The sequence below is a fragment of the Streptomyces sp. NPDC048436 genome, from assembly GCF_043200355.1.
Lineage (GTDB): Bacteria > Actinomycetota > Actinomycetes > Streptomycetales > Streptomycetaceae > Streptomyces.
In genome coordinates this window covers 48820-62383 of record NZ_JBICXP010000001.1, presented here as the reverse complement: position 1 = coordinate 62383, position 13564 = coordinate 48820, and the positions used below count along the sequence as shown (strand labels likewise).

Below are 13564 nucleotides of genomic sequence, written 5' to 3'. Positions count from 1 at the left end.
GCCCTGGTTCGACGTGATCGGCGGCGAGAGTTCCTGGCTTCCGAGGAGTCAGCTCCTCGATGACAGTGGCGGGACCGCGCCGGATTCGCACCGGCTTCCTCTCTTGCTGCCGTATTGGCTCCGGCAGTCCACCACGGCCCGCGAAGGCCCGTCAACTCGCCGTTGACCTGCGACGGGAGAGTGTGCTGAGGCCCACAGCCGGGCTCATCGCCGGGCCCCTCGTCGCGCCTGACACAGGGCCCGCACGCGAAAGCGGGGTGCGGGCCGCCGAAGCGTCCCGCACCCCACCCGAAACGTGGACCCGAAAGCTGTCGTCAGGCGACGATCAGATAGATCCCGTACGCCACGGCCGCCGCGCAGAGCGCGAAGCACGCGTACGCACCCGTGCGCGCCGCCGCCGGGGCGCTGCCCGCGGAAGCGGTGGCGGCGGACGTCGCCGCGTCGCGCTTGGAGAGGGCGACGATGCCGAGGGTGAACAGGCCCACCAGGGCCACCGTCACGCCGAGGCTGACTCCGAAGACGGAGCTGAGAGCTGCCCAGTCGATGTTCATGGTGATCTGTCCTTACACCGTGGCGCGGGCGGAATCCGCCACAGAGCCGGTCGGGGCCGGGATGGTGGCCTTGACGAGGTCGACGTCGCTCGACGGCACCGGGCCGGTGGGCGGCGGCGTGACGGCGGCGATCGCGGTGGTCACGACACCGGCGGGCTCGGCCTCAAGGGCGTCGTCCTCGTCGTCCGTGACGTTCGTGTGGTCGACGGAGTTGCGGCGGGACAGCGACCAGATGACGGCCGAGCCGCCCACCAGGAGCGCGGCCGTCGCCGCGACGCCCCAGGGGCCCTGCTTGGTGAGGAACTCCGCGCCCGCGCCGACCAGACCGGCGGCCGGCAGGGTGAGGCCCCACGCGACGAACATGCGGGTCGCGGTGGACCAGCGGACCACACCGCCCTTGCGGCCGAGGCCCGCGCCCATCACGGCGCCCGAGCAGACCTGGGTGGTGGAGAGCGAGAAGCCGATGTGCGAGGAGGCGAGGATCGCGGTCGCGGCGCTGGTCTGGGCGGCGAAGCCCTGCTGCGGCGCGAGGTCCGTGAGGCCCTTGCCCATGGTGCGGATGATGCGCCAGCCACCGAGGTAGGTGCCGAGCGCGATGGCGATGCCGGCCGAGACGATGACCCACATCGGGGGGTTGGCGCCGGGGTTCAGGACGCCGCCGGTGATCAGGGCGAGCGTGATGATGCCCATGGTCTTCTGCGCGTCGTTCGTGCCGTGCGCCAGCGAGACGAGGCCCGCGGAGGCGATCTGACCGGTGCGGTAGCCCTTGGCGGTCGCCCTGCCGTCGGTGTTGCGGCCGATGCGGTACGTCAGGCGCGTGGCCAGCGTCGCGGCGATACCGGCGACGAGGGGCGCGGCGAGAGCGGGGATCAGGATCTTGGTGACGACCGTGCCACCGTTGATCGAGGACCAGCCCATCGACATGACCGCGGCGCCGATCAGGCCGCCGAAGAGTGCGTGGGAGGAACTGGAGGGCAAGCCCACCAACCAGGTCAGCAGATTCCAGAGAATCGCGCCGACCAGGGCCGCGAAGATCACCTCTGTCTTCAGTCCGTCCTCGTTGACGATGCCGCCGGAGATCGTTTTGGCGACTTCGACGGAGAGGAAGGCTCCGACGAGGTTCAGCACGGCGGACATGGCCACCGCCGTCTTGGGCTTGAGAGCGCCAGTCGAGATGGTGGTGGCCATCGCGTTGGCTGTGTCGTGGAAACCGTTCGTGAAGTCGAACACGAGAGCGGTAACGATCACGATCCCGAGGAGAAGCGTGATGTGTTCCATTTACCCAGGCTTCTGTTGGACGTCAGTGGCAAGTGGAACGTAGGCAATCCGAGTGAACGGAAAGTGAACTGGGCCGGGCCGTGCGGTGACCCGTTCCGGGGCATCGCCACTCCGGTTGTGCCGGGGTTCTGGAGAAGATCGCCGGCAGTGGTGCCACGAACCCCGGAATCTGGGCTTCCAGAGGCTCTGTGGGGCTGCCCGGGACTCCTGCCCCAGCCACGGGCAGCCCCGTTCGGACGACGCGGCGATCCGTTGAGGAGATCCTGATCACCTGCTGTCGACGCATGAGCTCCGCACCACCGCGCCGCAGCCCGCGGGTGACAGGATCGCGTCATGACGGAGCAGCTGGGTGGCGGTCGGCAGGACGGGATCGAGCAGGACGGGTCCGAGCGGGACGCGATCCAGCAGGACGGGATCGAGCAGGCGTGGGGCGAGCTGGTGGCGGCGGCCCGCAGGACGGTGACGGACGGCCTGGTGGTCGGCACGTCGGGCAACGTCTCGGTGAAGGTCGGCGACACGATCCTGGTCACCCCGAGCGGCGTCCCGTACGACCGGCTGAGGCCCAAGGACGCGGTCGGCGTCGACACGGACGGCAATCAGCTCTTCGGCACCCTCACCCCGACCAGCGAACTGCCCATGCATCTCGCGATCTACCGCACCACCGACGCCGAAGCCGTGGTCCACACCCACGCGGTGCACGCCACCGCCGTCTCCACCCTCGTCCCTGAGCTCCCGCCCATCCACTACATGACGGGCGTCCTCGGCGGTCCGGCCCGGGTCGCCCGGTACGCGCCGTACGGATCGGACGAGTTGGCCGAGAACATGCTCCGGGCCCTGAGGGAGCGCACCGGCTGCCTGCTGCAGAACCACGGCACCATCACCTACGGCACCACCCTCGACCAGGCGTACGACCGCACCGCGCAGCTGGAGTGGATGTCCCGCCTCTGGCTGACGGCCAGCGCGGTCCCGGGCCACACCCCGACCCTCCTGTCCCCAGGTCAGCTGAGGGAAGCGGAGGACCGACTGCGGGGTTACGGCCAGCGGTGAGGCGGGCCCCGCGCCCCCTCAGGACCCCGGGAGGACTTCACTCCGCGGGCACCGCCCACTGGCCGTACCCCTGCCAGGGCCGGACACTGGGCGGGTGCGCCCAGCCAAAGCGACAGCAACCGCCGTCACCGCCGTCACCTCCGCCCTCCTGGGCGGCGCAGCCGCCGTCGCCGCGGGCCGGTTCGCCAGCAACGCGGCCCTGAAGGCCCCGGCCGGCCGGCCGCTGCCGACCGAGCCACGCCTCACGGTCCACGCCACGGCCGCGGGCCAGATCACCCTGACCCGCGCCCTGGCGAGCCTCCGCCCCGGCACGTACGGCCTGAGCGGCAACGGCAGCCACGCCGTGATCGGTCCCGTCCTGGACTCCGCGCCGCACGAGGCGGACACCGTCGTACGCCGCCTCGAGCGCGTCACGCACGGCTCCCTTGAACCCGGCGCGAAGGTCTGGCTCACCCCGCAGGTCCACATCGGCGACCCGCACGCCGCCCTGGGCATCGACCACGCGGACGTCGACATCCCCGGCGAACTGGGCGGTCTGCCCGCCTGGTTCGTGCCCGGCGTCCGCGACACCTGGGTGATCACCGTGCACGGCCTCGGCACGACCCGTGAGCACCCGATGGTCGTCATGGACTTCCTGCACCGCCAGCAGTTCCCGGTGCTCGACCTCGCCTACCGCGGCGACCTCGGCGCGCCCCGCTCGCCCGACGGCCTCGGTCACCTCGGCGAGACCGAGTGGCGCGACCTGGACGCGGCCATCCGCTACGCCGTGCGCAACGGCGCCGAGAACGTGATCCTGCACGGCTGGTCCACCGGCGCCGCCATGGCCCTGCACGCCGCCGCGTACTCGGCCCTGCGCGACCGCATCAGCGGACTCGTCCTGGACTCCCCGGTGCTCAACTGGGAGACCACCCTGCGCGCGCTCGCCGCGGCCCGGCGCACCCCACGCCCGCTCCTGCCGCTCGCGGTGCGCGCCGCCCAGGGCCGCACCGGCCTGCGCGGCGACCGCATCCTGGAGGCCGCCGACCCCGAGGTGCTCAAGGTCCCCACACTGGTCGTCCACGGCCCCGATGACGTCATCGCCCCCTGGTCCCTCTCCCGTCAACTGGCCGAACGGCGCCCGGAACTGGTCACTCTGCACACCGTTCCGGATGCGCCCCACGGCGCCATGTGGAACGCCGACCCGGCAGGCTATGAAGAGGCGCTGCGGCGCTTCCTCACGCCCCTGATGTAGCGCGCGAAAGCTCCCCCGGGCAGCGCTCCGGAGCGTCACGAAGGCATTCCGTTTGGGTTTTCGGACCGTCAACAGGAAGACTGCTCCCGTGACGTCCCGTATCCCGCGCGACTCAAGGCTCCGACTCGTCCGCGCCCAGTCCCCGAGGGCCGAGAGGCGAACGGGGGCCGATCGCGGCACAGCGCGACCCCTGACCGCCCCCGGCGCAGTGACACAGCAGCGCTCGCGCCGGCCCGCGCCCCGGCCACCCGAGGGCACACCCGCCCCGGGCGAGCTGGCGCGGATGGCACGCAAAGGCCTCGCCGACGCCGTACGGGTCGCCCGCTGGGCCGATGCCTCCCTGCGTACGGGAGGGCCCAGCCGCACGGCGCCGAGCGGCGCGGGAGCATCCGATACCCGGGGCGCCCGTGGCACCCTCTCCGACGCCACCGCCGAACGGGCCGCGGCGGACCTCGCGCTGACCCCGGATCAGGTCCGCGCCGACTGGGACACCGCACGGCTCGCCGGCCTCATCGAGGTGCACGGCGACAGCGCGCGCCCCGGCTGGCGGCTGCGCGCCTGGGACCGTGACGACGCGGCCGTGCTCCGCGGCTGGGTCGCCCTCTTCGACGCCTGGTCGCTCTCGCACGCGGCATCGTGCGAACTGGCGCCCGCCCTGGTGGCCGAGACCGTCGAGGCCATGCCGCAGCTCCTCACCCTGCTGCAGCTCTCGGCGGGTCCCGTCCCTGTGCCCCAGCTCCTCGACCTCCTCGACCAGCGCGTCACGGAACTGCGTACGGAGCGCTGCGAGATCCCCTACGGCCCGCAGCCCGAGCCGGTCGACCCCGCGGACACCCCGTCCCTTGCGACCCTCCTCGACTGGGCGCTGCGTGCCCTCGCCGTCGTCGGCGCGCTGACGTACGCAGACGGGCAGGCCACCCTGACGCCGCTCGGCAGTTGGGCGGTCTGGGTCAAGCTGGAGCAGATCTGCGTGGCCGCGCAGAGCCCGGCGGGCAACATCGAGCAGTCCGCCGATGACATGCTCCGGGGCTGCGCACGGCTGCGCCCGAACGCGGCCCGCTCCGAATACCGTGCCTGGCTCGCCGCCCGCCCCGTCGGCAGCGCCGTCACCGAGCTCCTGGACGCCGCCCGCGGCGAGGACGCCCTGCTGCGCGGCCTCGCCTTCGAAGCCCTGCGGGTGGTCGGCGCCCCGGCCGAGGCGGAGGTGCGGGCCGTCGTGGACGAGACCCCGCTGCGGCCCTACGCCCTGATCTGGCTCGCCGAGCAGGAGGGCGCCGACCCCGAGGACGTCCACCGGGTCCTGACGCGGGACGAGTCGACGTGGCTGTGGGTCGACACCGCCGCGGCCGTCGCCGACCACGGGGAGATCCATCTCCTCGTACGGCACCTGGAGTCCGCGGTGCAGCCCACGGTGCCCGCCCTCCTGGACGAGGTCCGGCGCATCGGCCACCCCCGCACCGTGCAGGTCCTGGTCGCCCTCGCCGCCGCTCACCCCGACCCGGCGCTCGCCAAGGCCGTGCGCCGGGCGGCGTTCCAGGTGCACACCGGCGGCGTCTGAGTCACTGGGGGAGAGGCGCTCACCGGAAGGTGTCGCACTGCCCCATGTCGCCGGTGCGGTAGCCCTGGTAGAACCACTGCTGGCGCTGTTCGGCCGAGCCGTGCGTCCAGGACTCGGGGGTGACCCGGCCCTGGAACTTCTCCTGGATGCGGTCGTCGCCGACCGCGGCCGCCGCGTCCAGGCCGTCACGGATGTCCGCGTCGGTGAGGCTGGTGATCAGCGGCTTGCCGGTCTTGTCGTCGGCTGTGCGGGTCGCGTGCCGGGCCCAGACGCCCGCGTAGCAGTCGGCCTGCAGCTCGACCTTCACGGCGTTGCTGTTCCGGCCCGTACGCCCGTCCTGGGCGCGCTGCAGCGTCCCCATCAGGTTCTGCACGTGGTGCCCGTACTCGTGCGCCACCACGTACGCCTGCGCGAACGGACCGCCGCTGGAGCCGAACTTGGTCCGCAGCTCGTCGAAGAAGCCCAGGTCCAGATAGACCTGCCGGTCACCGGGGCAGTAGAACGGCCCGACCGCCGACGTGGCCGCGCCGCACGCCGTTCCCACCCTGCTGGTGAACAGGACGGTCCGCGCGGGGGAGTACGACGCCTGTCTGCGCTGGAACTCCGGGCGCCAATAGTCCTGCACGCTGTTGACCACCGCCACCATGCGGCAGTCCCCCTTGGTGTTCGCGTCCTCACCCGTACGGCAGCTCTGCTGGACCTGCCCGAGGGACGAGGAGGTCGCGAGGGGCTCCTCGTCGCCGGAGGAGAGCCCGAGCTGGTCGGGGCCGACCCCGAAGAACAGTCCGATGAGCAGCGCGATCAGGCCCGCGATGCCGCCGCCGACCGTCGCCCTGCCGCCGGGAACCCGGCTGCCCCGCACATCCCGCACCTCGGACGTGTCCAGATCGGCGTCGTCGTCGAACTGCATGGGCGCACCACCCTCTGCCTCGCGTCCCGGGGCGGCGTCACACCGCCCTGCGCCGAGAAGTCGGCGCCTTCATCCTGATATGCCCCACACCGCGCGGCCCCGGACGGAGGGCCGAACGGGGGACCCTCACGGTCCGGCACGCCGTGTCGCGGCGGACGGCCCGGCCCCGGCGGCGAGGCCGCCGCTACGCTCTGCGCCTGTTCCGTGGGCAACGGAACCGGCTGAAGTACCGAAGGGGGCGGCATGTCCGTTGTGCCGATCACGGTGACCGGGCTTGGGAGGGGTTCGGGCCAGCCGAGTGTCCCGCCAACCACCCCGCCAAGCACCGCACCCCCCCGCCGCCGCGGCTCCCGCTTTGCTCTCCCGATGGCCCTCGCCCTCCTGGCCCTGCCGCTCATCACCGCCGCCCACCACTCGCGACCGTCCCCCTACGGAGACCACGTCACCGTCCACGCGCGCGTGGACGGCGCTACAGCGGCGGCAGCGGCCCCTGCGCTCCGTACGACGGGCCGCGCGGTCCAGGCGTACGACCCCGAGACAGGCCACCCCCGCTGGACGTACAGCCGCGAGGGCAGCCGTCCGCTGGCCCTGCTGCCCGCCCCCGGGCACGCCATCGCGCTCTGGAGCGACGGCCTGGTCACCGACACCGCCCGCGCCGACGGCGGCGCCGTCCGCTGGCACCGCGCCATCCCCGACGCCGCCCCCTGGCTGCGCACCCCCGCCGCCCACGGCGCCACCGGCGTCCTGCAGCCGCTCGACCCGCGTGGCCGGATGCTCGCCGTCGTCACCCCGCGGCGCATCGCCGCCTACCGCAGCGCCGACGGCGATCTGCGCTGGGTGCTCCCCGCCCGCGGCGGCTGCGCCTTCGAGCCCGCCCGCTCCACACGCCGCGGCGACGCCCTCCTGGTGGCTCAGCCCTGCGAGGACGCCGCCACGGCGTGGACGGCCCAGCTGATCGCGGTGGACGACCTCGGCCGGATCGTGCCCCGCCGCACCCCCCTGGGCAACGAGCTGCCGGGCGGCGCCCCCGGGGACGTACGAACCCGGGCAGAAAAAGTGCTTGCACGTCCCCGTTAGAATTGGCCGTATGGCCATTCTCCTCGTGCATTAACGGCGTGATCGCCTTCAGCCACCCATCCGCCGTCCTTCCCCCCTGCCCTGGAGTCTGTCCGTGATCACCGCTTCCGGCATCGAGCTGCGCGCCGGCGCCCGCATGCTCATCGAGAACGCCACCTTCCGCATCGCCAAGGGCGACCGCATCGGCCTGGTGGGCCGCAACGGAGCGGGCAAGACCACGCTCACCAAGTGCCTGGCCGGTGAGGGCACCCCGGCCGGCGGCACCATCAGCCGCTCCGGCGAGGTCGGCTACCTCCCGCAGGACCCGCGCACCGGCGACCTGGACGTACTCGCCCGCGACCGCATCCTCTCCGCCCGCGGACTCGACACCCTCATCCGCAAGATGCGCGAGAACGAACAGCGCATCGCGAGCGGCTCGGGCGGGACGCGCGACAAGGCGATGAAGCAGTACGAGCGCCAGGAGACGGAGTTCCTCACCAAGGGCGGTTACGCCGCCGAGGCCGAGGCCTCCACCATCGCCGCCGCGCTCAGCCTCCCCGACCGGGTGCTCGGCCAGCCCCTCCATACGCTCTCCGGTGGCCAGCGCCGCCGCGTCGAGCTGGCCCGCATCCTCTTCTCGGACGCCGACACCCTGCTCCTCGACGAGCCGACGAACCACCTCGATGCCGACTCCATCGTCTGGCTGCGGGACTACCTCAAGTCCTACCGCGGCGGCTTCATCGTGATCTCCCACGACGTCGACCTGGTCGAGACGGTCGTCAACAAGGTCTTCTATCTGGACGCCAACCGCGCCCAGATCGACGTCTACAACATGGGCTGGAGGCTCTACCAGCAGCAGCGCGAGTCCGACGAGAAGCGCCGCAAGCGCGAGCGTCAGAACGCCGAGAAGAAGGCCAGCCAGCTCCACTCGCAGGCCGACAAGATGCGCGCCAAGGCCACCAAGACCGTCGCCGCCCAGAACATGGCCAAGCGCGCCGACAAGCTCCTCGCCGGTCTTGACGAGGTCCGCCAGAGCGACAAGGTCGCCAAGCTGCGCTTCCCGGACCCCTCGCCCTGCGGCAAGACCCCGCTGATGGCCGAGGGACTCTCCAAGTCGTACGGCTCCCTGGAGATCTTCACGGACGTCGACCTCGCCATCGACAAGGGCTCACGCGTCGTCATCCTCGGCCTCAACGGCGCGGGCAAGACCACGCTCCTGCGCCTCCTCGGTGCCGCCGAGAAGCCCGACACCGGCCAGGTCATCGAGGGCCACGGCCTCAAGCTCGGCTACTACGCGCAGGAGCACGAGACCCTCGACCCGGAGCGCACGGTCCTGGAGAACATGCGCTCGGCCGCCCCCGACCTCGATCTCGTGGCGGTCCGCAAGACGCTGGGTTCGTTCCTCTTCTCCGGCGACGACGTCGACAAGCCGGCGGGCGTCCTCTCCGGCGGCGAGAAGACCCGGCTCGCGCTCGCGACCCTGGTCGTCTCCTCCGCCAACGTCCTGCTCCTGGACGAGCCCACGAACAACCTCGACCCGGCGAGCCGCGAGGAGATCCTCGGCGCCCTTCGCACCTACAAGGGCGCGGTCGTCCTCGTCACGCACGACGAGGGCGCGGTGGAGGCCCTCCAGCCGGAGCGGATCATCCTGCTGCCCGACGGCGTCGAGGACCTGTGGGGCCAGGACTACGCGGATCTGGTGGCGCTCGCCTGATCCGGGGCGCGCCCACGGCCCTGCCGTGGGGCGTCCACACTGGTTGATCGAATAACTGATCCACTGCGTATGGATCATTCGGCCGAGCCGTGATCCTTCATCTGTGTGAGGTCTCCTCGTACCGAAGTGTGGGATACACGGATTTCCTTGGCGGCAGCGGCCGCGTACCCCATCCTCATCTGTCACCGCGCTGACCTGGCACTTCGGCCCGCAACCCATTCAGCGGTATGGAATTCGACGAGCGGAATCGCCAATTCCGCTCGTGGTGTCGCCTTCTCCGGCGGGAAAGCTCGTCGTACGGACCTTGCCGAATGGGTGGCCAGGAAGCCCAGGAGGGGTGATCATGAGAAGTCCAGAGCGCACTTCCCACGAGGAGGCACGGGTGGCCGAGACTCTGAAGAAGGGCAGCCGGGTAACCGGCGCCGCGCGCGACAAGCTCGCGGCAGACCTGAAGAAAAAGTACGACGGCGGTGCGAGCATCCGGGCGTTGGCCGAGGAGACCGGCCGTTCGTACGGGTTTGTGCACCGCATGCTCAGCGAGTCCGGAGTCACGCTGCGGGGACGCGGCGGGGCGACGCGAGGCAAGAAGGCCGCAGCCGGCTGACGGCTGCGGGCGGCACACCGGCTCCGACGGTGGCCACCCGGTCGATCGCCTGATCGACCGGGTGGTTACTGTGCAGTCACTTACGGGCGTGTACGTGCGCCCCGACCGACCGCACACCACCATCGGAGGCCCCCATGGTTTCGCCCGGCAGTGAACTCGGCGGATCCGCACCGGTACTCGACAAGGACGGCGTACGCCTGACTGTCGACGAGGCCGTCGCCACGGTGACGCTGGCCAACCCGGCCAAGCGCAACGCCCAATCTCCCGCGCTGTGGAGGGCGTTGGCCGAGGCAGGCCGGATGTTGCCGGGCAGTGTCCGTGTCGTCGTGCTCCGCGGTGAGGGCAAGTCCTTCTCCGCGGGCCTCGACCGGCAGGCGTTCACGCCAGAGGGCTTCGACGGTGAGCCGTCCTTCATCGACTTGGCGCGCGGCGACGACGGCGTCCTCGATGCCACGATCGCCGAATACCAGGAGGCGTTCACCTGGTGGCGGCGCAGCGACATCGTGTCCATCGCCGCCGTCCAGGGGCATGCCATCGGCGCGGGCTTCCAGCTCGCGCTCGCCTGTGACCTGCGGATCGCCGCGGACGACGTGCAGTTCGCCATGCGCGAGACCAGCCTTGGCCTGGTGCCCGACCTCACCGGCACACACCCCCTCGTGGGGCTTGTCGGCTACGCCCGCGCGCTGGAGATCTGCGCCACCGGGCGGTTCGTCCACGCGCCCGAGGCCGAGCGGGTGGGCCTCGCCAACCTTGTCGTGCCCGTGGACCAGCTCGACGCTTCCGTGCGCGACCTGGCGGCGGCGCTCCTTGCCGCGCCGCGTGACGCGGTCATCGAGACCAAGGCGCTTTTGCAGGGCGTGTCCGGTCGTACGTACGAGGAACAGCGCACCGCCGAGCGTGCAGCGCAGGGACGCCGGCTGCGGGATCTCGCGGGGCTCGGCGACTGAGAGCAGCTCCTCGGCCAAGCGGACGCCTACTCGACCGCGGTGATCAGAACAGCCACCGACGGACGCTCCGGAAGCGCGCCGCCCACCGCCGTGCGGACCGCGAGCGCCACGTCCAGGGCGCGGTGTTCGCGGTCCGCCGCCAGTTCCACGCGGACGTGACGGCGCGGCAGCGTGGCGTCCGCCGCGGCGCGCTCCTCGATGTGCACGGCGCGGCCGAGACCGCCGAGTGCGCCGGTCAGCCGCCGTACGCCCGGCACTGCAAGGGCGGCGCTCGCCACCTTGGCCTCGTCACCGTCACCGTCCCCGGCCGCCGGTCGCGCCTCGTCGGGGGCTGTCTCCGTGTCCTGCGGTACGTCCCCGGGGTCCGGCCCGTCGTCGAGCAGCGCCGTCACGCCGAGGTCCACCTCCGCCACCGCCAGGCCCAGCTTCTCCTCGGCGGCGGCGAACAGGGCCGCCCGGAGCCGGGCCGCCGCCGCGGGGATCGGCTCGGCCGCCACGGCCGCGAACTCCGCGGTGATCCGCAGCGGACCCGGCGGCAGCGCGCTCGGCGGTGACGGCACGGCGGGGACGCCGGCCTCCGAGGGGTCGGCGAGCGCCACCCGCAGACCGTCGAGCCGCACACCGCTCACCCCCTTCGCCGCCCGGCGCAGCACTCTTTCCGCGGCCGACTCCGTCAGCCAGGAGCCGTCACGCGGTCCGCCAAGGGGCAGCACCCGGCCCAGGCCGAGCTGCCGCCGTACCGCATCGGTCCATCCGTCACCCGTCATTGCCCCAGCCTGCCGTATCCCTGGAGCGGGACCACGTAACCCGACTTAGTGTGGTCAAAAGGAGTAGATCCCCTTCCGAAAGGGACGGACGGCGATGACCGACACCGGAGAGCGGAACCGGCCTCAGGGAACCCTGACCAAGGGTTCACCCGACGAGGCAGGCAGCAGCGGATCGACCAGGAAGGGCGGCGGCGATCCGGCCACCCGTGGGCGCACCACCATCGCCGACGGCGTGGTCGAGAAGATCGCCGGACTCGCCGCCCGCGACGTCGACGGCGTGCACGCGATGGGCGGCGGACTCGCAAGGACCTTCGGGGCCGTACGCGACCGGGTGCCCGGCGGCTCGGGCTCCAAGTCCGTCTCGCGCGGCGTGAAGGCCGAGGTCGGCGAGGTGCAGACAGCACTCGACCTGGAGATCGTCGTCGAGTACGGCGTATCGATCGCCGACGTCGCACGCGACGTGCGGGAGAACGTCATCGGGGCGGTCGAGCGCATGACCGGACTCGAAGTCGTCGAGGTCAACATCGCGGTGAGCGATGTGAAACTCCCGGACGAGGAAGACGATGAGCCGCAAGGCCGCCTGCAGTGACAGCACTCCCGCAGGGGAGTACGCACATGTACGGGGATACGCACGCGTACATGAGATGGACAAGCCCCGCCTCAGCCGCGTCTTGCTAAGGAGCGCACGATGAGCATGGCCGTAATCGGCATGGTGGCCGGAATGGCGCTCGGCTTCGCCGGGTACTTCGGCGGATTCGGGGCTTTCCTGCTGGTGGCCGCGTTGGGCGCCATAGGGTTCGTCGCGGGCCGGTTCCTCGAGGGGGACCTGGACCCCGGCGACTTCTTCCGTAGCCGTGGCGACGACCGGCGGCGGTGAGCCGTGGCGGCACAGGTCGCGCCCGGGCAGCGCGGGGCGACCCGGATCGCCGACCGGGTCGTCGCGAAGATCGCCGCGCAGGCGGCGCGTGAGGCACTGACGGCGGTGCCCGTGGACGGTTCACCGCCGCACGCGACCGTCACCATTCGCCACGAAGTGGCCCGCGTCCGGGTCAGCGTCGAGCTCGACTACCCTTCCGACATCGGCGGGCAGTGCGGTGCCGTGCGTCGCCAAGTCACGGAGCGGGTAAAGGCGTTGGCGGGGATGGAAGTGCCCGAGGTCGCGGTCCAGGTCGAGCGGCTGCACTCGGCACAGGCGCGCGCCGCGGCGCAGGGGAGGACGCGATGAGCCAGGCTCAGGAGCCGGACGGCGGTGGCGGCACACAGCCGCTGCCCGTCATCGAACGGGCCGAGGGCGACCTCGACCAGTCCGCGTCCGCCGCGTCCTACGATCCGCCGCCCACGCTGGCCGACGACACCAAGGCGACCCGTTTCTGGTCACCGCGGCGAGTGCCCGCCGCGGTCGTGGCGCTGCTGGCACTCGGCGGCGCGGGGCTCGTGCTGTACGACATCGCCGCCGTGCGGGCCGGGCACGACGCCATGGGGTGGCGGGGCTCCCTCGCGGGTGAACTCGCCGAGCGGCCCCTGAAGGACACGGCGGTCCTCATCGGCGCCGGGGTGGCCGTGGCCGCCGGACTCTGGCTGATCGTGCTCGCCGCGACGCCCGGTCTGCGGGCGATCCTCGCGATGCGGCGCGGGGACGCCGACGTACGGGCGGGGCTGCAGCGCGGCGCCGCGGCGATGGTGCTGCGGGACCGGGCGATGGACGTGTCCGGCGTGCAGTCGGCACGGGTCCGCGTGAAGCGCTCCAAGGTGGATGTCCGCGCCGTCTCGCACTTCCGTGAACTCGACGACGTACGAAGCGACTTGGACGCCACGCTGGCCGACGGCATCCGGGATCTGGGCCTGGCCCGGACCCCCGCGCTCTCGGTCCGGGTGGCACGACCTGGCAGGAAGGGCTGAGC

General features: G+C 72.1%; 15 protein-coding genes and 1 riboswitch. Of the genes, 11 read left to right on the top strand and 4 right to left on the bottom strand.

Annotated features, from left to right (window positions below; translation table 11 throughout):
- Positions 1-6: 6 nt before the first annotated feature.
- Positions 7-149, bottom strand: a riboswitch (cobalamin riboswitch).
- Positions 150-314: 165 nt separating this feature from the next.
- Positions 315-551 carry a hypothetical protein gene (locus ACGFX9_RS00330; protein WP_393462962.1) on the bottom strand — a complete coding sequence of 79 codons (237 nt, stop codon included), beginning with the start codon at positions 549-551 and terminating at the stop codon, positions 315-317.
- A gap of 12 nt (positions 552-563) precedes the next feature.
- Complete coding sequence (locus ACGFX9_RS00325; RefSeq protein WP_393462961.1) at positions 564-1829, bottom strand: anion permease; 1266 nt, start codon at positions 1827-1829, stop codon at positions 564-566.
- A 333-nt stretch (positions 1830-2162) separates the two neighbouring features.
- Between ACGFX9_RS00325 and ACGFX9_RS00320 the strand changes: the two genes are divergently transcribed.
- From ACGFX9_RS00320 to ACGFX9_RS00310, 3 genes are all read left to right on the top strand, one after another.
- Positions 2163-2876, top strand: coding sequence for a class II aldolase/adducin family protein (locus ACGFX9_RS00320; RefSeq protein ID WP_393462960.1), 714 nt, complete (start codon positions 2163-2165; stop codon positions 2874-2876).
- 94 nt (positions 2877-2970) lie between these two features.
- Entirely contained in the window at positions 2971-4107 is a 1137-nt protein-coding gene (locus tag ACGFX9_RS00315; RefSeq protein ID WP_393462959.1) for an alpha/beta hydrolase, read from the top strand.
- An 88-nt stretch (positions 4108-4195) separates the two neighbouring features.
- Entirely contained in the window at positions 4196-5665 is a 1470-nt protein-coding gene (locus ACGFX9_RS00310; RefSeq protein WP_393462958.1) for a hypothetical protein, read from the top strand.
- Positions 5666-5684: 19 nt separating this feature from the next.
- On the opposite strand, the gene ACGFX9_RS00305 is transcribed toward ACGFX9_RS00310, so the two are convergent.
- Entirely contained in the window at positions 5685-6575 is an 891-nt protein-coding gene (locus ACGFX9_RS00305) for a neutral zinc metallopeptidase (protein ID WP_393462957.1), read from the bottom strand.
- Between the two features lie 366 nt (positions 6576-6941).
- Between ACGFX9_RS00305 and ACGFX9_RS00300 the strand changes: the two genes are divergently transcribed.
- The 4 genes from ACGFX9_RS00300 (at position 6942) to ACGFX9_RS00285 (ending at position 10896) form a co-directional block, all read left to right on the top strand.
- Positions 6942-7652 (top strand): hypothetical protein, encoded by a 711-nt coding sequence (locus ACGFX9_RS00300; RefSeq protein ID WP_393462956.1) that lies wholly within the window; start codon positions 6942-6944, stop codon positions 7650-7652.
- Between the two features lie 94 nt (positions 7653-7746).
- Positions 7747-9345: an ABC-F family ATP-binding cassette domain-containing protein gene (locus tag ACGFX9_RS00295; RefSeq protein WP_393462955.1), complete on the top strand. Its 1599-nt coding sequence runs from the start codon at positions 7747-7749 to the stop codon at positions 9343-9345.
- Positions 9346-9727: 382 nt separating this feature from the next.
- Complete coding sequence (locus ACGFX9_RS00290; protein WP_055550175.1) at positions 9728-9949, top strand: helix-turn-helix domain-containing protein; 222 nt, start codon at positions 9728-9730, stop codon at positions 9947-9949.
- A 134-nt stretch (positions 9950-10083) separates the two neighbouring features.
- Positions 10084-10896 carry an enoyl-CoA hydratase/isomerase family protein gene (locus ACGFX9_RS00285; protein ID WP_393462954.1) on the top strand — a complete coding sequence of 271 codons (813 nt, stop codon included), beginning with the start codon at positions 10084-10086 and terminating at the stop codon, positions 10894-10896.
- Positions 10897-10922: 26 nt separating this feature from the next.
- Here ACGFX9_RS00285 and ACGFX9_RS00280 read toward each other — a convergent pair whose 3' ends face one another.
- Positions 10923-11663, bottom strand: coding sequence for a nucleopolyhedrovirus P10 family protein (locus ACGFX9_RS00280; protein ID WP_393462953.1), 741 nt, complete (start codon positions 11661-11663; stop codon positions 10923-10925).
- Positions 11664-11757: 94 nt separating this feature from the next.
- Here ACGFX9_RS00280 and ACGFX9_RS00275 point away from each other — a divergent pair, with 94 nt between their 5' ends.
- The 4 genes from ACGFX9_RS00275 to ACGFX9_RS00260 all read left to right on the top strand — a co-directional run bounded on the left by ACGFX9_RS00275 (position 11758) and on the right by ACGFX9_RS00260 (position 13562).
- Positions 11758-12252 (top strand): Asp23/Gls24 family envelope stress response protein, encoded by a 495-nt coding sequence (locus tag ACGFX9_RS00275; protein ID WP_393462952.1) that lies wholly within the window; start codon positions 11758-11760, stop codon positions 12250-12252.
- Positions 12253-12351: 99 nt separating this feature from the next.
- A complete protein-coding gene (locus ACGFX9_RS00270) occupies positions 12352-12540 on the top strand; it encodes a hypothetical protein (protein ID WP_393462951.1) in 189 nt (62 codons plus the stop codon).
- A gap of 3 nt (positions 12541-12543) precedes the next feature.
- Positions 12544-12888 (top strand): hypothetical protein, encoded by a 345-nt coding sequence (locus ACGFX9_RS00265; protein ID WP_393462950.1) that lies wholly within the window; start codon positions 12544-12546, stop codon positions 12886-12888.
- Entirely contained in the window at positions 12885-13562 is a 678-nt protein-coding gene (locus ACGFX9_RS00260) for a DUF6286 domain-containing protein (protein ID WP_393462949.1), read from the top strand. Before ACGFX9_RS00265 ends, ACGFX9_RS00260 begins: the two co-directional genes overlap by 4 nt.
- Positions 13563-13564: the final 2 nt, after the last annotated feature.

Excerpts from the sequence above, each read along its gene's own strand:
- ACGFX9_RS00280 (WP_393462953.1), bottom strand. The coding sequence starts at position 11,663 with ATGACGGGTGACGGATGGACCGATGCGGTACGGCGGCAGCTCGGCCTG.
- ACGFX9_RS00300 (WP_393462956.1), top strand. The coding sequence starts at position 6,942 with ATGGCCCTCGCCCTCCTGGCCCTGCCGCTCATCACCGCCGCCCACCAC.
- ACGFX9_RS00320 (WP_393462960.1), top strand. The coding sequence starts at position 2,163 with ATGACGGAGCAGCTGGGTGGCGGTCGGCAGGACGGGATCGAGCAGGAC.
- ACGFX9_RS00285 (WP_393462954.1), top strand. The coding sequence starts at position 10,084 with ATGGTTTCGCCCGGCAGTGAACTCGGCGGATCCGCACCGGTACTCGAC.
- ACGFX9_RS00325 (WP_393462961.1), bottom strand. The coding sequence starts at position 1,829 with ATGGAACACATCACGCTTCTCCTCGGGATCGTGATCGTTACCGCTCTC.
- ACGFX9_RS00275 (WP_393462952.1), top strand. The coding sequence starts at position 11,758 with ATGACCGACACCGGAGAGCGGAACCGGCCTCAGGGAACCCTGACCAAG.
- ACGFX9_RS00330 (WP_393462962.1), bottom strand. The coding sequence starts at position 551 with ATGAACATCGACTGGGCAGCTCTCAGCTCCGTCTTCGGAGTCAGCCTC.
- ACGFX9_RS00260 (WP_393462949.1), top strand. The coding sequence starts at position 12,885 with ATGAGCCAGGCTCAGGAGCCGGACGGCGGTGGCGGCACACAGCCGCTG.
- ACGFX9_RS00305 (WP_393462957.1), bottom strand. The coding sequence starts at position 6,575 with ATGCAGTTCGACGACGACGCCGATCTGGACACGTCCGAGGTGCGGGAT.
- ACGFX9_RS00270 (WP_393462951.1), top strand. The coding sequence starts at position 12,352 with ATGAGCATGGCCGTAATCGGCATGGTGGCCGGAATGGCGCTCGGCTTC.